Raw genomic sequence first — 17,507 nt, 5'->3', positions numbered from 1 at the left:
GTGAGCCCGGCGAAGCAGGCGTCCGGCGGCTGGACCAACCCGCTGCGCGACCCCCAGGACCGGCGGCTCCCCCGGATTGCCGGCCCCTGCGGGATGGTGCTCTTCGGCGTCACCGGCGACCTGTCGCGCAAGAAGGTGATGCCCGCGATCTACGACCTCGCCAACCGGGGACTGCTGCCGCCGGGCTTCAGCCTGGTCGGGTTCGCCCGCCGCGACTGGGCCGACCAGGACTTCGCGCAGATCGTCCACGACGCGGTGAAGGCCAACGCCCGCACCGAGTTCCGCGAGGAGGTCTGGGAGCAGCTCTCCGAGGGCCTGCGGTTCGTGCCGGGCAACTTCGACGACGACGAGGCCTTCGACACGCTCCGCCGCACCGTCGAGGAGCTCGACCAGCAGCGCGGCACCGACGGCAACCACGCCTTCTACCTGGCCATCCCGCCGGCGTTCTTCGGCGACGTCGTCGGCCAGCTGCGCGAGCACGGGCTCGCCGACTCCGGCACCGACGCCTGGCGGCGGGTCGTGGTCGAGAAGCCGTTCGGGCACGACCTCGAGTCGGCCCAGGCGCTGAACCAGGTGCTCGACGACGTCTTCCCACCGGGGTCGATCTTCCGGATCGACCACTACCTCGGCAAGGAGACCGTCCAGAACATCCTGGCGATGCGCTTCGCCAACACCCTCTTCGAGCCGATCTGGAACGCCAACTACGTCGACCACGTGCAGATCACCATGGCCGAGGACGTCGGCATCGGCGGGCGCGCGGGCTACTACGACGGCATCGGGGCGGCCCGCGACGTCATTCAGAACCACCTGCTCCAGCTCCTCGCGCTGGTCGCGATGGAGGAGCCGACCGCCTTCGACGCCGAGGCGCTGCGCATCGAGAAGCAGAAGGTGCTCTCCAGCGTGGTGCTGCCCTCGCGGCTCGACCTGGCCACCGCGCGCGGCCAGTACGCACCCGGCTGGTCCGGCGGCGTGCAGGTGCCCGGCTTCCTCGACGAGGAGGGCATCGACCCGCACTCGACCACCGAGAGCTACGCCGCGGTCAAGCTCAACATCGAGAACCGACGCTGGGCCGGGGTGCCGTTCTACCTGCGCACCGGCAAGCGGCTGGGCCGCCGGGTCACCGAGGTCGCGATCGTGTTCAAGCGCGCACCCCACCTGCCGTTCAGTCCGCTCTCCACCGAAGAGCTCACCTCCAACGCGCTGGTGATCCGGGTGCAGCCCGACGAGGGGATGACGCTGCGGTTCGGGTCGAAGGTGCCCGGCACCCAGATGGAGATCCGCGACGTCAACATGGACTTCGCCTACGGCGGCTCGTTCACCGAGACCAGCCCCGAGGCCTACGAACGGCTGATCCTCGACATGCTGCTCGGCGACCCGCCGCTGTTCCCCCGGCACCAGGAGGTTGAGCTGTCCTGGAGGATCCTCGACCCCGTCCTCGACTTCTGGGCCCGTCAGGACGAGGAGGGGCGCACCCCGCCCGAGCCGTACCCCTCCGGGTCCTGGGGCCCCGCCTCGGCCGACGAGATGCTGGCCCGCGACGGTCGCGCCTGGAGACGGCCGTGAACCGGCCGGCACGCCGTACCAAGCCCACCGGGGGAGCCCGATGATCGAGCTGACCGACACCACCTCGTCCGCGATCGCCGCGGAGTTCGTGCGCGCCCGCACCCGCGCCGGCAGCCCGGCGATGGGCATGGTGATGACGCTCGTCGTCGTCGCGTCCGAAGACGAGTGCGAGAAGGCGATGGCGGTCGCCCAGCAGGCCTCCCACGAGCACCCCGCCCGGGTGCTCGTGGTCGTGATCGGGCCGGCCCGTGGCCGGTCGGCGGTGCACGCCCGGGTCGGCACCGGTTCCGGCTGGTCGGGTGAGACCGCGCTGATCCGGCTCGAGGGCGAGGTGAGCAAGCACCCCGAGTCGGTCGTGCTGCCGCTGCTGCTGCCCGACTCGCCCGTCGCCGTCTGGTGGGCGGGGTCGCCGCCGGAGAGTCCCGCCGACGACCCGCTCGGAGCGCTCGCCCAGCGCCGGATCACCGACACCGCGACCGTGACCCGCGGCCGCACGAAGGCCGTCCACGCCCAGTGCTCGGCGTACACCCGCGGTGACACCGACCTGTCCTGGACCCGCACCACACCGTGGCGGGCCCTGCTCGCCGCTGCGCTCGACCAGCACCACCTCACGGTCACCTCGGCGTCGGTCACCGCCGAGCGGTACAGCCCGAGCGCCGACCTGCTGGCCGCGTGGCTGGCCGACCGCCTGAAGGTCGAGGTCACCCGCTCCAGCTCGTCGGGCCCCGGCATCACCGAGGCCGTGCTGGAGAGCAAGGAGGGCCCGATCCGGATCAGCCGGCCCGACGGCCGGCTGGCGACGTACTCCTCCCCCGGCCACCCCGATCGACCGACCGCGCTGAAGCGGCGGGACCTGCCCGAGCTGCTGGCCGAGGAGCTGCGCCACCTCGACGAGGACGACGTCTACGCCGCCACCACCGCCTGGGTCGCCAAGCACGGCGTCCCCGGCGGCAAGACGGCGCCCGCGTCGAAGCCCCCGGCCACGAGGTCCACGAGGTCCACGAGGCCCACCAAGAAGGCGGCCGGCCCGAAGCCGAAGAGAGGACGCTCGTGAGCACCCTTCCCGCCCCGATCGTGGAGGTCCACGACGACGCCGCCGACCTGGCCTCGGCCGCCGCCGGTGCGTTCGTGGCCCGCCTGGTCGAACTGCAGGCCGACGGCCGCACCCCGCACGTCGCGCTCACCGGCGGCTCGATCGCCGAGGCCTTCCACCGCGAGGTGACCCGGCACTCCGGCGCCGTCGACGCCCCCGGCGACGACCGGGTCGACTGGTCCCGGGTGGTCTTCTGGTGGGGCGACGAGCGGTTCGTCGCCCCCGATTCGACCGACCGCAACGCCGTGGACGCCCACGCGGCCATGCTCGCTCCGCTCGGGGTGCCGGCGGCGCACGTGCACGAGGCGCCGTCGACGGCCGCCGCGGGGAGCGTCGACGAGGCCGCCGAGCAGTACGCCGCGGACCTCGAGGCACACCTGGGCGGCGACTTCGACCTGGTGCTGCTCGGGGTGGGCCCCGACGGCCACGTGGCCTCGCTCTTCCCGGGTCGCCCGGAGCTCGACGTGACCGACCGCGCCGCGGTCGGCGTCACCGGGTCGCCCAAACCCCCGCCGGAGCGGGTCACGCTCACCTTCCCGGCGCTGAACCGGGCCCGTTCGGTGTGGTTCCTGGTCAGCGGCGAGGGCAAGGCCGGCGCGGCGGCCCGCGCGCTCGCCGGCGGGCCCTCCGGCTCCGGCACGCCCTCCGCCCCCGACCTCCACCAGATCCCCGCTGCCGGGGTCCGTGGCCGCGAGCAGACCCTCTGGTTCCTCGACCGGGCCGCCGCTACCCGCCTTTGACCCGTCTTCCCGCTGACCTGCCACTCGTGGTCGATGGGTGCGCGCTGACCCGCCACTCGTGGTCGGTGGGTGCGCGCTGACCCGCCACTCGTGGTCGGTGGGTGCGCGCTGACCCGCCGCTCGTGGTCGGTGGCTCGGTCGACGCTCAGGCGGCGGGGTACGTCGTACCAGCCTCGAGCGCGCCGCGGGCTCGCAGCCATCCCTCCCGCAGCCGAGGTCGCGCCCGTCCCTCCGCGCCGTACACGTCGCGGGACTTGAACACGTCTATCACCCATCCTCGCGCCTCGAGCCAGGCCAACCGCTCCCTGTCCCGCGCCCTGGCCGCCTCCCCGTCATGGTGCGCCGCGCCGTAGTACTCGGCGCCATAGCGAACTTCCGGAGCCGCGATGTCGATCCGATAGACGGGGTTGCCCACGTCGTCGCACACCCAGTGCTGAGGGACCGGGCTCGGCAGGTCGGCGTCCATCCAATGCAGTCGCAGCGCCGACTCCGGTTGTGACTCGGCCCGGGGATCGGCCAGCGGCGCGAGAGTCCGCAATTGGATGACACCGCGGTAGCCCTTGAACCGCCCGACCTCGGCAAGGAGCTCAGCTGAGTCGACGCCGAGGCGCAGGAACTGGTCGAGCGCCGCGAGGGCGTCGAACCGCCACAGCTCGCGGCCGAGATCACAGGCCGTCCGCAACGGCGAGGTCACCGCCAGTCCGTGCACCTCGACGACATCGCTGGGGAGCAGCATCCGTTCACCGCTCGCCACGCCGGGACGGCGAACCCGGCGACCCGGTCGACGATGCACGGAGACGGGGACGACCGTCGTCCGGGCGTCGCGCGGAAGGACGTCGACTCCGTGCAGCCACGCCGCGGAACGGCTGGTCACCACCGAGTCCGGGGCGACGACGAGGTGGAGAGCCCGGGCCCGGAACTCGAGGTCACCGGGCGCCTGCAGCACGGCGTACACGCCTCGGACAACACGGCGCACCAGCCCGCGCTGCACAAGCGTGCGAAGAGTGGCCCGGCTGACTCCCCACACCTCAGCCTGGCGCGGCGTGAATGGGTGGTCGAGGGGCAGCGGACAGGTGGAGTCGAGGAGCCGGGAGTCGGCGGGGAGCCACGTGGACATGCCCTCGACGGTGCACCGTCGAGGGCGATCTCACCACCGGCTATCCACAGGCGCGCGTCCTGACCACCACGAGCGACGGGTCAGCGCCCGGACGACCACCACGAGCGACGGGTCAGCGCCCGGACATCCACCACGAATGGCAGGTCAGCGCCCGGACATCCACCACGAATGACAGGTCACCGTCCGCTGACCCACCACGAATGGCAGGTCAGCGTGGTGACGATCAGCGGCGGATCAGAAGATGATCTCGCCGGACTTGCGGCGGCTGCGGAGCAGGCGGACGGCCTCGTCGAGGATGTCGGCGGCCTCCTGGTCGGAGCGGCGCTCCTTCACATAGGCCAGGTGGGTCTTGTAGGGCTCGATCTTCGGTGCCGGGGGCGGGTTCTCGGAGTCGAGGCTCGCCGGGAGGCCGCACTTGGGGCAGTCCCAGGCCTCGGGGGCCTGGGCCTCGATCGAGAACGTCACCACCGAGCGGTGCTCGTTCGCGCAGAAGTAGGTCACCGGCTGACGGGGCGCCGCCTCACCACGCTCGGCCTCGCCCATCGGACCGGCACCGACCCGGCTCCCCCGGATTGCGTTTCCTCCACCAGCCACGTGCGGTGTCCTTCCTCAGTTCTGGTAGGCCAGCAGCAGGCCCATGGCGATGACGCAGGCGAACCAGATGACCCCGATGCCGACCGTGAGCCGGTCCAGGTTGCGCTCGGCCACCGAGGAGCCGCCGAGCGAGCTGGAGACGCCACCGCCGAACATGTCGGAGAGGCCACCGCCACGCCCCTTGTGCAGGAGCACGAGCAGAATCATGATGGCGCTCGAGGCCATCAACAGGATCGTGATCAGGGTTTCCACGAGGGATGAGCCTACGTCACAACCGGCCGGTCACAGCACCGGCATGTCGTAGAACCGGCAGATCCCGCCGAACTCCTCGGCCTGCAGGCTGGCGCCGCCCACGAGCGCGCCGTCGACGTCGTCCTTGGCCATGATGCCGGCGACGTTGGAGGCCTTCACCGAGCCGCCGTAGAGAACGCGTACGCCGTCGGCGGCGGCGTCGCCGTGCACCTCGCGGATGCGGGTCCGGATCGCCGCGCACACCTCCTGGGCGTCCTCGGGCGTGGCCACCTCTCCGGTGCCGATCGCCCAGACCGGCTCGTAGGCGACCACGAGCTCGGCCACCTGCTCGGCGGTGAAGCCGGCCAGCGAGCCGTCGACCTGCGCGAGGGTGTAGGGCACGTGCTCCCCCGCCTTGCGCACCTCGAGGCCCTCGCCGACACAGACGATCGGCGTCATGCCGGCAGCCAGTGCCTTGTGCGCCTTGGCGTTGACCAGCTCGTCGCTCTCGGCGTGGTACTCGCGCCGCTCGGAGTGACCGACGACCACGTAGGAGCAGCCGAGCTTGCTGAGCATCTCGGCCGAGATCTCACCGGTGTAGGCGCCGCCGTCGTGCTGGGAGACGTCCTGCGCGGCGTACTTGATCGAGAGCCGGTCACCGTCGACCAGGCTCTGCACCGAGCGGAGGTCGGTGAACGGCGGGACGACGACGACCTCGGCCTTGGCGTAGTCGTGCCGCTTGTCCGAGAGGGTCCAGGCGAGCTTCTGGACCAGCACCACGGCTTCCTGGTGGTTCAGGTTCATCTTCCAGTTGCCCGCCATCAGCGGCGTGCGCGCGTTGACCATGGCACTTCCTTCGCGTCGAGGTCCGGGGGGTTGCCCCGGTCTGGGGTCCACGGCGGCGGTGCCCCGTGGCGGTTCGGTGCTGTGGTGCCGGGGCCGACGGCCCCGACCGGCCACCCGCGGCGGGCGGGGCCCGCCGCGGATGGCGCAGCGCACGGGACGAAGCCCGCGCGCAGGGTCAGTCGTCCAGGATCGTGATGCCCGGAAGCTGCTTGCCCTCGAGGTATTCGAGGCTCGCGCCACCACCGGTCGAGATGTGGCCGAACGCCGACTCGTCGAAGCCGAGCTTGCGGACCGCGGCGGCGGAGTCTCCGCCGCCGACCACGGTCAGCCCGGGGGCCTTGGTCAGGGCCTCGGCGACGGCGCGGGTGCCGTCGGCGAACGCCTCGACCTCGAACACGCCCATGGGGCCGTTCCAGAAGACCGTGCGAGCGTCGGCCAGCGCCGCGGCGAAAGCAGCGCCCGACTCTGGCCCGATGTCGAGGCCCAGGCTGTCGGCCGGGATCTCGGCTGCCGGCACGACCCGCGGCTGAGGCTCCCGCTCACCCGAGGGGAACGCGGTGTCGACCACGATGTCGGTGGGCAGCACGATCGAGACGCCGGACTCCTCGGCGCGCGCCAGGTAGGACCGGCAGGTCTCGAGCTGGTCCTCCTCGAGCAGGCTCTTGCCGACCTCGTGACCCTGGGCCGCCAGGAAGGTGAAGACCATGCCACCGCCGATCAGCAGCTTGTCGGCCTTGCCGAGCAGGTTGTCGATCACGCCGAGCTTGTCGGAGACCTTGGAGCCGCCGAGCACGACCACATAGGGACGCTCGGGGTCCACGGTGAGGCGCTTGAGCACCTCGACCTCGGCGGCCACGAGTCCGCCCATGGCGTGCGGCAGCCGCTGCGCGACGTCATACACGCTGGCCTGCTTGCGGTGCACCACGCCGAAGCCGTCGGAGACGAAGACGTCGGCGAGGGCGGCGAGCTGCTCGGCGAAGGCACCGCGCTCGGCCTCGTCCTTGCTGGTCTCGCCGGCGTTGAACCGGACGTTCTCGAGCACCGCCACCTGACCGTCGGCCAGGCCGTCGACGGTGCTGCGAGCGCTCTCGCCCACCGTGTCGGCCGCGAACGAGACGTCCGCGCCGAGCAGCTCACCGAGCCGCGCGGCGACCGGTGCGAGGGAGTACTTCGGATCCGGGCTGCCCTTGGGACGGCCCAGGTGGGCCACGACGACGACCCGGGCGCCCGCGTCGACCAGCTTGCGCAGGGTCGGCAGGCTGGCCCGGATGCGCCCGTCGTCGGTGATCCGGTCGCCGTCGAGCGGGACGTTGAGGTCGGACCGGACGAGGACGCGCTTGCCGCGCAGGTCGCCCAGGTCGTCGATCGTGTTCGTCATCGGGTCAGAGGCTCGCGCCCACGTAGTCGACCAGGTCGACGAGGCGGTTGGAGTAGCCCCACTCGTTGTCGTACCAGCCGACGACCTTGACCTGGTTGCCGATGACCTTGGTCAGCGGCGCGTCGAAGATGCACGACGCCGGGTCGGTGGTGATGTCGGTGGAGACGATGGGGTCCTCGCTGTAGCGCAGGAACTTGCCGTCGGCCGCCGCCTTGACGATGGCGTTGACCTCCTCGACGGTGGTCTCACGGCCGGCCTCGAAGGTGAGGTCGGTGGCGGAGCCGGTCGGGGTGGGCACGCGCAGGGCGTAGCCGTCGAGCTTGCCCTTGAGCTCCGGCATGACCAGGCCGATCGCCTTCGCGGCGCCGGTGGAGGTCGGCACGATGTTGAGCGCGGCGGCGCGGGCCCGGCGCAGGTCCTTGTGCGGGGCGTCGAGGATGTTCTGGTCGCCGGTGTAGGCGTGGATGGTCGTCATCAGGCCCTTGACGATCCCGAGCTCGTCGTGCAACGCCTTGGCCATCGGAGCCAGGCAGTTCGTGGTGCACGAGGCGTTGGAGATGATCGTGTGCGAGGCCGGGTCGTAGTCGCCCTCGTTGACGCCCATGACGACGGTGACGTCCTCGTTCTTGGCGGGCGCGGAGATGATGACCTTCTTGGCGCCGCCGTCGATGTGGGCCTTGGCCTTGGTGGCGTCGGTGAAGAAGCCGGTGGACTCGATCACGATGTCGGCGCCCAGCTCGCCCCACGGGAGGGCTGCGGGGTCCTTCTCGGCGAAGGCCTTGAAGGTGTGGCCGGCGGCGGAGATCTCGGTCTCGGTGGCGGTGACGTCGCCGTCGAGCCGACCGAGGATCGAGTCGTACTTGAGCAGGGTGGCGAGCGTCTGGTTGTCGGTCAGGTCGTTGACGGCAACGATCTGGATGTCGGCGCCGGAGGCCACGACGGCCCGGAAGAAGTTGCGGCCGATGCGGCCGAACCCGTTGATACCTACACGAACGGTCACTGCATTAACTCCTGCTGATTGGCGGACAGTGCGGACTGCTCTGGTGCGATCGCCGGGCGCAAGCCCGCGTCACCGTCGACCCTATCGGTCCTGCGCCCGCACCCAACCTCGCCGGGAGCGATACCGGGCAGTAGGGGTCGGAGGTCCCGCACAGAGGGGACCTAGTGCCGCCACGCGGAGCCGCCCGCGGGGGGGCTGCGCTGCCTACGCCTCGTCGGCGAGCATCTCCGCGGTCAGCGAGGCCTCGGTGTCGGGGATGCCGAGCTCCTCGGCCCGCTTGTCGGCCATCGCCAGCAGGCGCCGGATGCGGCCGGCGATGGCGTCCTTGGTGAGCACCGGCTCGTGGAGCTGGCCGAGCTCCTCCAGTGAGGCCTGCTTGTGCTCGAGCCGGAGCTGCCCGGCCATGCGCAGATGGTCGGGCACCTCGTCGCCGAGGATCTCCATGGCCCGGTCGACGCGCGCACCGGCCGCGACGGCGGCCCGCGCCGAGCGGCGCAGGTTCGCGTCGTCGAAGTTGGCCAGCCGGTTGGCGGTGGCGCGCACCTCGCGACGCATCCGCCGCTCCTCCCAGGCCATCAGCGACTCGTGGGCGCCGAGCCGCGTGAGCAGCTGGCCGATGGCGTCGCCGTCGCGGATCACGACCCGGTCGACGCCGCGCACCTCGCGCGCCTTGGAGGCGATGCCGAGCCGGCGGGCGACCCCGACCAGCGCCAGGGCGGCCTCCGGTCCGGGGCAGGTGACCTCGAGCGAGGACGAACGCCCGGGCTCGGTGAGCGACCCGTGGGCCAGGAAGGCGCCGCGCCAGGCCGCGACGGCGTCGCAGCCACCACCGGTGACGACCGCGGGCGGCAGGCCCCGGACCGGCCGGCCTCGCTGGTCGAGCAGGCCGGTCTGGCGGGCCAGTGCCTCGCCGTCGCGGGCGATGCGGACCAGGTAGCGGCTGCCCTTGCGGATGCCGTTGCCCTGCACCATCACCACGTCGGACTGGTGGCCGTAGACCTCGGCGATGTCCTTGCGCAGACGCCGGGCCGCAGCGCCGGTGTCGAGCTCGGCCTCGACCACGACCCGACCGCCGACCAGGTGCAGCCCGCCGGCGAACCGCAGCATCGACGCCACCTCGGCCTTGCGGCAGCAGGTCTTGGTGATCTGGGTGCTGGCGAGCTCCGCCTTCACCTGTGCCGTCATCGCCATGCGGGAATCCTCGCACGCGAGTCAATCGCGCCAGGAGGGCCCTCGGGAGCCGACGCCATCGGGGCTGCGGCCGCTCACTGCCCGCCCATGATCTCGGAGTACGCCGCGGCCAGCTTCGCCGGGTCGTGGCGGGGCGAGCCGTCCGCGTCGCGCACGTCGGCGACCATCACCCGGGCTCCGACCGCCTTGGCGACGTAGTCGAGGTCGGCGAGCTCGTCGGCGGGGCAGCCGGCGTCGACCAACACCGTGTCGACCTCCAGGTCGGGTGCGTGCTCGGCGAGCACCGCGAGATGGTCGGCCGGGCTGAAGCCACCGGTCTCGCCGGCCTGCTCGGCCAGGTTCATCACCACCGCCACCCGGCCCTCGGTCCGCACCAGGGCCTCGCGCAGCGCCGGCACCAGCAGGTGCGGGATGACCGAGGTGAACCAGGACCCCGGCCCCAGGAACACCCAGTCGGCGGCCGCGACGGCGGCCAGCGCCTCGGGCGCGACGGCCGGGTCGGGAGGGTCGAGATGCACCGCGGTGATCACCCCGTCGGTGGTGGCCACCTCGACCTGACCGCGGACCGTGGTCAGCGCGTCGGCGTCGGCGGCGACCAGCCCGCGGACCTCGGCGGTGATGTCCATCGGGGTCAGCGCCATCGGCAGCACCCGCCCGGAGGCGCCCAGCAGGCGTCCGACCCAGTCGAGAGCGTCGACGTGGTCACCCAACTGCTCCCACAGGGCGACGATGAGCAGGTTGCCGACGACGTGGTCGCGCATCTCGCCCTGGCCGGCGAACCGGTGCTGGAGGACCCGCGACCAGGTCTCGCCCCACGCGTCGACACCGCACAGTGCCGCCAGTGCCATCCGCAGGTCACCGGGAGGGAGTACGCCGAACTCGCCACGCAGGCGGCCAGAGGAGCCGCCGTTGTCGGCCACGGTGACGATCGCGGTGAGCTCGTCCACGGTGAGGTCGTCGACCAACAGCCGCAGCGCCCGCAGCGAGGCGTGCAGCCCGTGGCCGCCGCCCAGCGCCACCGCGGCCTGGGCCCGACCCGGCGCAGGGCCACCCGGCGGCATGCTCACTCGCGACCCAGGTCGCGGTGGACCGTGCGCGCGTCGTAGCCGTGGTCGGACATCCGGCGGCAGATCTCCTCGGCCATCGCCACGCTGCGGTGCTTGCCGCCCGTGCAGCCGACCGCGATGCGCATGAACCGCTTGCCCTCGCGCAGGTAGCCCTCGGCCACGCCGGCCAGCACCGGCACATAGCCGTCGAGGAACTCGGTCGCGCCGGGCTGGCCGCGGACGAAGTCGGCCACGCCGCTGTCGCGCCCGGTCATCGGGCGCAGCTCGGGGATCCAGTGCGGGTTGGGCAGGAAGCGCATGTCGGCCATGAAGTCGGCGTCGACCGGGATGCCGTACTTGAAGCCGAAGCTGACCACGGTGACCTTCAGCCGCGAGGCGTCGGGGCTGCCGAAGGCCTCGCGGATCCGGGCGGTGAGCTGGTGCACGTTGAGGCTGCTGGTGTCGATGACCAGGTCGGCCTCGCTGCGCAGGTCGCCGAGCACCTCTCGCTCGCGCTGGAGCCCGTCGAGGAGCCGCCCGGCCCCCTGCAGCGGGTGCGGCCGGCGCGCGGCCTCCTGGCGCCGGACCAGGATCTCGTCGGTGGCGTCGAGGAAGACCAGGGTCGCGCGGCGGCCGGTGGCGCCCTGGGCCAGGTTGGCCTGGAGCGACCCGAAGAAGGAGCCGGACCTGACGTCCACGACGACGGCGATGGGCTGGCCCATGCCCTTGCTCTCGTCGACCAGCCGCACCACGTCGCGCAGCAGGCTCGGCGGCAGGTTGTCGACGACGTAGAAGCCGAGGTCCTCCAGCTCCTTGGCCGCGGTGCTGCGCCCGGCACCGGTCATGCCGGTCACCACCACAAGCTCGCCGGTGGCGGGGTGGCTGGTCGGGGGCACAGCGGTCATCAGGCTTCCTCGATCTCTCCGGTCGCGGTGTTGACCGCGGTGATGGTGGGACCAGTCTCGCCGTCGGCGGCAGGGGCCGCCACCGCGTCCCTGATCGCGGCGGCGGTGCGGGCACCAATGCCGGGCAGGGTGGCGATCTCCTCGACGGTGGCGGCGCGCAGCTTCTTCAGCGACCCGAAGTGCTTGAGCAGGGTCTTGCGCCGCACCTCCCCCAGCCCCGGCACGTCGTCGAGCACGCTCTCGACCATCGACTTGGACCGGCGGGAGCGGTGGTGGGTGATCGCGAACCGGTGGGCCTCGTCGCGGACCCGCTGCAGGAGGTAGAGGCCCTCGGAGGAGCGGGGAAGGATGACGGGGTCCTCCGCCCGGCCGGTGGCCGGCGAGAGCCACACCTCCTCAAGGCGTTTGGCCAGCCCGCACACGGGGATGTCGTCGATGCCCAGCTCGTCGAGGGCCCGTTGTGCGGCCGCGACCTGCGGCGGTCCCCCGTCGACGACCACCAGGCCCGGGGCGTAGGCGAACTTGCGGGGCCGGCCGGTCTCGGGGTCGACCAGCATCGGCCCGCTGCCCTCACCGCCGACGCCGTCCACGCCGTCGGGGTCGCCGGGCGTGCCGTCGGGCTGCCCGGTGCGCGCCTGCTCGTCGAGGAGCCGGCGGAACCGCCGGGTGATCACCTCGTGCATCGAGGCCACGTCGTTCTGGCCCTCGACGCCGCGGATGACGAACCGGCGGTACTCGCTCTTGCGAGCGAGGCCGTCTTCGAAGACCACCATCGAGGCCACCACCTCGGTGCCCTGGAGGTTCGAGACGTCGTAGCACTCGATGCGCAGCGGCACCTCGTCGAGTTCGAGTGCCTCCTGGATCTCCGCGAGCGCCTGGTTGCGGGTGGTGAGGTCGCTGGCGCGCTTGGTCTTGTGCAGCGCCAGTGACTGGAGCGCGTTGCGGGCCACGGTCTCCTGCAGCGACCGCTTGTCGCCTCGCTGAGGCACCCGGATGCGGACCTTGGCACCGCGGAGGTCGCCGAGCAGCTGCTCGAAGGTCTCGACGTCGGGCGGCAGGGCGGGGACCAGGATCTCGCGCGGGATCGCGTCGCCGGTCTCGTCGGCGGCGCCGGCGTAGAGCTGGAGGAGGAAGTCCTCGACGAGCTCGGGGGTCTCGCCCTCCTCGACCCGATCGGCGACCCAGCCCCGTTGGCCGCGCACCCGCCCGCCGCGGACGTAGAAGATCTGGACCGCCACCTCGAGGGGGTCCTCGGCGAGGGCGATCACGTCGGCGTCGGCGCCGTCGCCCAGCACCACCGCCTGCTTCTCCAGCGCCCGGTTCAACGCGCCCAGGTCGTCGCGCAGCCGGGCCGCGCGCTCGAACTCCATGGCCTCGGACGCGGCGTACATCTCCTGCTGCACCCGCTTGACGAACGGGCCGGTGCGGCCGGCCATGAACTCGCAGAAGTCGTCGACGATGCGTCGGTGCTCCTCGGCGCTCACCTCGCCCACACAGGGGGCGGAGCACTTGTCGATGTAGCCCAGCAGGCAGGGCCGCCCCACCTGGGCGGAGCGCTTGAACACGCCGTTGCTGCACGAGCGCATCGGGAACACCCGCAGCAGGATGTCGACGGTCTCGCGGATGGCCCAGGCGTGGCTGTAGGGGCCGAAGTAGCGGGTGCCCTTCTTCTTCGCGCCCCGGCCCACCATCACCCGCGGGAACTCCTCGCCGACCGTGACCGCGAGCCAGGGGTAGGACTTGTCGTCGCGGTACTTGACGTTGAACCGGGGGTCGAACTCCTTGATCCAGGAGTACTCCAGCTGGAGCGCCTCGACCTCGGTGCCGACGACGGTCCACTCGACGCTGGCGGCCGTGGTCACCATCGTGGCCGTGCGGGGGTGCAGGTTGGCGATGTCTTGGAAGTAGGACGAGAGCCGGGCCCGCAGGTTCTTGGCCTTGCCGACGTAGATCACCCGTCCGCGGGGGTCGCGAAAGCGGTAGACACCGGGCTGCGTGGGGATCGAGCCCGGCTCGGGACGGTAGGACAGCGGGCCTCGAGCGGAGCGGGTGGGGCGAGCGGGAGGCACGGACCAACCCTACGGTCCGGCACCGACGCCGCCCGGGCCGACGTGCGCCGGCGTCAGGCGAGGTTGATCCGGCCGCCCTCGACCGTGATCGGCACCTCGTCCAGCGGGGCCGTGGCCGGGCCGCTCTGGGGCGAGCCGTCCTCGATCGAGAACATCGACTGGTGGCAGGGGCAGTGGATCTGCCCGTCGACGACGTCCTCGACCGGGCACCCCTGGTGGGTGCAGATCGCGGAGAACGCCTTGAACTCGCCCTCACTGGGCTGGGTGACCACGAGCTGCTCGGCGGCCAGCACGACGCCGCTGCCGACGGCGACCTCGGACGCCGCGACGAGACCGCCGCCCCCCGCACCGGACCCGCCGGAGCCCGGGTCGTCGCTGGGGGCGGGGCTCGTGGAGTCGGCGGCCGGGTCATCGGCCGCGGCGCCTCCGCCGGCGTCCCCACCGTCGTCGCCACCGCAGGCCGCCAGGAGCGGCAGGCCGATGGCGACGGTGGCGGCGCCGGTGAGGGCGTGCCGGCGGGCGAGGCCTCGCGGTAGGGAGTGCTGGGTCACGATCGTGGTCCTCTCACTGGGAGCCCACATCGGCGGTTCGGTCGAGCGCAGCCGAGTCGCGCGGGCCGGAACTGGTTGAAGATCACACTAGTGAGCGAAGGTCGCGCCCGGAACCCGCGCAACCTGAGGAACGCTTGAGAACTCACCGGAGGTTGGCTCGTCCTGACCCCACACCGATCAGCCGGCCGCCACGCGCCTGCTGGCCGCCGACCGCTTCTTGGCCGGGGTCTTCGCGGCCGGCTCCTCCGGTGGCTTGCGCGGCGCGCCCGGCTGGCGCGCGTGCTTGCCGTCGAGCAGCGGCGCGAGGAAGCGACCGGTGTGGCTGTCGGGGTGGGCGGCCACCTCCTCCGGAGTGCCCTGCGCGACCACCGTGCCGCCCTTGTTGCCACCCTCGGGCCCCATGTCGACCAGCCAGTCGGCGGTCTTGATGACGTCGAGGTTGTGCTCGATGACCAGCACCGAGTTGCCCTGGTCGACCAGCCGGCCGAGCACCCCGAGCAGCTTGCGGATGTCGTCGAAGTGCAGGCCAGTGGTCGGCTCGTCGAGCACGTAGACGGTGCGGCCGGTCGAGCGCTTCTGCAGCTCGGCGGCGAGCTTGACCCGCTGCGCCTCCCCGCCCGACAGCGTGGTCGCGGGCTGGCCGAGGCGGACGTAGCCGAGACCGACCTCGACCAGCGTCTGCAGGTGCCGGGCGATCGCGGAGATCGGCGCGAAGAACTCGACGGCCTCCTCGATCGGCATGTCGAGGACCTCGGCGATGGTCTTGCCCTTGTAGTGCACCTCGAGCGTCTCGCGGTTGTAGCGCGCGCCGTGGCAGACCTCGCACGGGACGTAGACGTCGGGGAGGAAGTTCATCTCGATCTTGATCGTGCCGTCGCCCGCGCACGCCTCGCAGCGGCCGCCCTTGACGTTGAACGAGAACCGGCCCTGCAGGTAGCCGCGCATCTTGGCCTCCGGGGTGGAGGCGAAGAGCTTGCGGACGTGGTCGAAGACCCCGGTGTAGGTGGCCGGGTTCGACCGAGGGGTGCGCCCGATCGGCGACTGGTCGACGTGGATCACCTTGTCGACGTGCTCGAGCCCGGTGATCGTGCGGTGCCGGCCGGGCACCGCACGCGCGTTGTAGATCTGCTTGGCCAGCGAGGTGTAGAGGATGTCGTTGACCAGGGTCGACTTGCCCGAGCCCGACACCCCGGTCACCGCGACGAACAACCCCAGCGGGAAGCTCACGTCGATGTCGCGCAGGTTGTGCTCCTTCGCGCCCTTGACCACCAGCTCGCGCCCCTTCGTGCGTGGCCGGCGGACCTCGGGCACCGGGATCTCCCGACGTCCGGAGAGGTACTGGCCGGTCATCGAGTCGGGGTGGGTCAGCAGGTCTGCCACCGATCCGCTGTGCACGACCTGACCGCCGTGCTCGCCGGCCGCGGGGCCGATGTCGACGACCCAGTCGGCGACCCGGATCGTGTCTTCGTCGTGCTCGACCACGATCAGGGTGTTGCCGAGCTGCTTGAGCCGCTGCAGCGTCTGGATCAGCCGCTGGTTGTCGCGCTGGTGGAGGCCGATCGAGGGCTCGTCGAGGACGTAGAGCACGCCGACCAGGCCGGCACCGATCTGGGTGGCCAGCCGGATGCGCTGCGCCTCGCCACCCGAGAGCGACCCCGACGGCCGGTCGAGACTGAGGTAGTCGAGACCGACGTCGAGCAGGAAGCGCAGGCGCTCGTTGATCTCCTTCAGCACGTTCTCGGCGATCGCCCGCTCGCGGTGGCCGAGCTCGAGGCCGCCCAGGAACGCGGCGGCCTCGTTGATCGGCAGGGCGGAGACCTCGGCGATGTTCTTGCCGCCGACGGTGACCGCCATCGAGACCGGCTTCAGGCGGCTGCCGGCGCAGGCCGGGCACGCGACCTCGCGCATGAACCCCTCGAACCGCTCCCGGCTGGTGTCGGACTCGGCCTCGCGGTGCCGGCGCTCGATGTAGGGGCGGACCCCCTCGAACTCGGCGTAGTAGGCGCGCTGCCGGCCGTAGCGGTTGCGGGTGACCACGTGCACCTTGGTGGGGTGGCCCTCCAGGATCGCCTTGCGCGCCTTCGCGGGCAGCTGGCCCCACGGCGTGTTCAGGTCGAAGCCCAGCTCGTCGCCCAGCGCCCCCATCAGCCGGAGGAAGTACTCGGCGACGTGGGCGCCGCTCCACGGTTGGACCGCGCCCTCGCCGAGCGTCGCCTGATCGTCGGGCACCACCAGCTCGGGATCGACCTCCATGCGGGTGCCGATGCCGTGGCAGGCCGGGCAGGCCCCGAACGGGGAGTTGAACGAGAACGAGCGAGGCTCGAGCTCGTCGGTCTCGATCGGGTGCTCGTTGGGGCAGGCCATCCGCTCGCTGAACTTCAGCTCACGCGCGGGGTCCTTCGCGTCGAGGTCGACGAAGTCGAACACGACCAGACCCGAGGCGAGGCCGAGCGCGGTCTCGACCGAGTCGGTGAGCCGCCGCTTGGAGGACTCCTTGACCGCGAGCCGGTCGACGACCACCTCGATGGTGTGCTTGCGCTGCTTGTCGAGCTTGGGCGGGTCGTCGAGGGCGTGCGTCTCGCCGTCGACCCTGGCCCGGGAGAAGCCCTGCGACTGCAGCGTGCGGAAGAGCTCGACGTACTCGCCCTTGCGGCCGCGGATGACCGGGGCCAGCACCTGGAAGCGACGCCCCTCCTCGAGCGCGAGCACCCGGTCGACGATCTGCTGGGGCGTCTGCCGCTCGATCGGAGCACCGCAGGTGGGGCAGTGCGGGCGCCCGGCGCGCGCGTAGAGGAGCCGGAGGTAGTCGTAGACCTCGGTGATGGTGCCGACGGTCGACCGCGGGTTCTTAGACGTGGACTTCTGGTCGATCGAGACCGCCGGGGAGAGCCCCTCGATGAAGTCGACGTCGGGCTTGTCCATCTGGCCGAGGAACTGCCGGGCGTAGGCCGACAGCGACTCCACGTAGCGCCGCTGCCCCTCGGCGAAGATCGTGTCGAAGGCCAGCGAGGACTTGCCGGAGCCGGAGAGCCCGGTGAAGACGATCAGGGAGTCGCGCGGCAGGTCGAGCGAGACGTCCTTGAGGTTGTGCTCGCGGGCGCCACGGATGATGAGCTGGTCGGCCACTGGTGTCCTCGGCTGTCCCTTGCAGGTGTGCAGATGGATTCGAACAAACGTTCGTGA

At 71.8% G+C, this 17,507-nt stretch carries 15 protein-coding genes; 3 read left to right on the top strand and 12 right to left on the bottom strand.

Annotated features, from left to right (window positions below; all coding sequences use genetic code 11):
• The 3 genes from zwf to pgl are packed head-to-tail and all read left to right on the top strand — an operon-like array spanning window position 1 to window position 3,396.
• Window positions 1–1,563 carry a glucose-6-phosphate dehydrogenase gene (gene zwf, locus D6B71_RS01535; RefSeq protein ID WP_121251302.1) on the top strand — a complete coding sequence of 521 codons (1,563 nt, stop codon included), beginning with the start codon at window positions 1–3 and terminating at the stop codon, window positions 1,561–1,563.
• Window positions 1,564–1,603: 40 nt separating this feature from the next.
• A complete protein-coding gene (locus D6B71_RS01530) occupies window positions 1,604–2,617 on the top strand; it encodes a glucose-6-phosphate dehydrogenase assembly protein OpcA (protein ID WP_121251300.1) in 1,014 nt (337 codons plus the stop codon).
• Window positions 2,614–3,396, top strand: coding sequence for a 6-phosphogluconolactonase (gene pgl, locus D6B71_RS01525; RefSeq protein WP_121251298.1), 783 nt, complete (start codon window positions 2,614–2,616; stop codon window positions 3,394–3,396). The genes D6B71_RS01530 and pgl overlap by 4 nt, the downstream gene beginning before the upstream one ends.
• A gap of 145 nt (window positions 3,397–3,541) precedes the next feature.
• Here the strand turns inward: pgl and D6B71_RS01520 are convergent, their stop codons facing one another.
• The 12 genes from D6B71_RS01520 to uvrA form a co-directional block, all read right to left on the bottom strand.
• Window positions 3,542–4,513: a type IV toxin-antitoxin system AbiEi family antitoxin domain-containing protein gene (locus tag D6B71_RS01520; RefSeq protein WP_121251296.1), complete on the bottom strand. Its 972-nt coding sequence runs from the start codon at window positions 4,511–4,513 to the stop codon at window positions 3,542–3,544.
• 234 nt (window positions 4,514–4,747) lie between these two features.
• The gene (locus D6B71_RS01515) at window positions 4,748–5,107 is read right to left on the bottom strand and encodes an RNA polymerase-binding protein RbpA (protein WP_121251294.1); all 360 of its coding nucleotides are present in this window, start codon (window positions 5,105–5,107) and stop codon (window positions 4,748–4,750) included.
• 15 nt (window positions 5,108–5,122) lie between these two features.
• On the bottom strand, window positions 5,123–5,359 hold the full coding sequence (gene secG / locus D6B71_RS01510; protein WP_121251292.1) for a preprotein translocase subunit SecG: 237 nt from the start codon (window positions 5,357–5,359) through the stop codon (window positions 5,123–5,125).
• A 30-nt stretch (window positions 5,360–5,389) separates the two neighbouring features.
• Window positions 5,390–6,184, bottom strand: coding sequence for a triose-phosphate isomerase (gene tpiA, locus D6B71_RS01505; RefSeq protein ID WP_121251290.1), 795 nt, complete (start codon window positions 6,182–6,184; stop codon window positions 5,390–5,392).
• Between the two features lie 175 nt (window positions 6,185–6,359).
• Entirely contained in the window at window positions 6,360–7,562 is a 1,203-nt protein-coding gene (locus D6B71_RS01500) for a phosphoglycerate kinase (protein WP_121251289.1), read from the bottom strand.
• 4 nt (window positions 7,563–7,566) lie between these two features.
• Window positions 7,567–8,562, bottom strand: a complete 996-nt coding sequence (gene gap / locus D6B71_RS01495; RefSeq protein ID WP_121251287.1) for a type I glyceraldehyde-3-phosphate dehydrogenase — start codon at window positions 8,560–8,562, stop codon at window positions 7,567–7,569.
• A 204-nt stretch (window positions 8,563–8,766) separates the two neighbouring features.
• The gene (whiA, locus tag D6B71_RS01490) at window positions 8,767–9,753 is read right to left on the bottom strand and encodes a DNA-binding protein WhiA (RefSeq protein WP_121251285.1); all 987 of its coding nucleotides are present in this window, start codon (window positions 9,751–9,753) and stop codon (window positions 8,767–8,769) included.
• A 74-nt stretch (window positions 9,754–9,827) separates the two neighbouring features.
• The gene (locus D6B71_RS01485; protein WP_121251283.1) at window positions 9,828–10,814 is read right to left on the bottom strand and encodes a gluconeogenesis factor YvcK family protein; all 987 of its coding nucleotides are present in this window, start codon (window positions 10,812–10,814) and stop codon (window positions 9,828–9,830) included.
• A 2-nt stretch (window positions 10,815–10,816) separates the two neighbouring features.
• Window positions 10,817–11,704: an RNase adapter RapZ gene (gene rapZ, locus D6B71_RS01480; RefSeq protein ID WP_121251281.1), complete on the bottom strand. Its 888-nt coding sequence runs from the start codon at window positions 11,702–11,704 to the stop codon at window positions 10,817–10,819.
• Entirely contained in the window at window positions 11,704–13,773 is a 2,070-nt protein-coding gene (gene uvrC / locus D6B71_RS01475) for an excinuclease ABC subunit UvrC (protein ID WP_121251279.1), read from the bottom strand. The genes rapZ and uvrC overlap by 1 nt, the downstream gene beginning before the upstream one ends.
• 53 nt (window positions 13,774–13,826) lie before the next feature.
• Window positions 13,827–14,324 carry a Rieske (2Fe-2S) protein gene (locus D6B71_RS01470; RefSeq protein WP_240640920.1) on the bottom strand — a complete coding sequence of 166 codons (498 nt, stop codon included), beginning with the start codon at window positions 14,322–14,324 and terminating at the stop codon, window positions 13,827–13,829.
• Between the two features lie 177 nt (window positions 14,325–14,501).
• Window positions 14,502–17,450, bottom strand: a complete 2,949-nt coding sequence (gene uvrA / locus D6B71_RS01465) for an excinuclease ABC subunit UvrA (protein WP_121251275.1) — start codon at window positions 17,448–17,450, stop codon at window positions 14,502–14,504.
• Between the last annotated feature and the right edge of the window lie 57 nt (window positions 17,451–17,507).

The organism is Nocardioides ferulae (assembly GCF_003660455.1).
Lineage (GTDB): Bacteria > Actinomycetota > Actinomycetes > Propionibacteriales > Nocardioidaceae > Nocardioides > Nocardioides ferulae.
The sequence above is the reverse complement of the archived record's forward strand: the minus strand, read 5'-3'. Positions and strand labels throughout refer to the sequence as shown.

Bases quoted from the DNA above. Each gene is read 5' to 3' on its own strand.
- whiA (WP_121251285.1), bottom strand. From the start codon at position 9,753: ATGGCGATGACGGCACAGGTGAAGGCGGAGCTCGCCAGCACCCAGATC.
- D6B71_RS01485 (WP_121251283.1), bottom strand. From the start codon at position 10,814: ATGCCGCCGGGTGGCCCTGCGCCGGGTCGGGCCCAGGCCGCGGTGGCG.
- tpiA (WP_121251290.1), bottom strand. From the start codon at position 6,184: ATGGTCAACGCGCGCACGCCGCTGATGGCGGGCAACTGGAAGATGAAC.
- D6B71_RS01520 (WP_121251296.1), bottom strand. From the start codon at position 4,513: ATGTCCACGTGGCTCCCCGCCGACTCCCGGCTCCTCGACTCCACCTGT.
- rapZ (WP_121251281.1), bottom strand. From the start codon at position 11,704: ATGACCGCTGTGCCCCCGACCAGCCACCCCGCCACCGGCGAGCTTGTG.
- D6B71_RS01530 (WP_121251300.1), top strand. From the start codon at position 1,604: ATGATCGAGCTGACCGACACCACCTCGTCCGCGATCGCCGCGGAGTTC.
- D6B71_RS01500 (WP_121251289.1), bottom strand. From the start codon at position 7,562: ATGACGAACACGATCGACGACCTGGGCGACCTGCGCGGCAAGCGCGTC.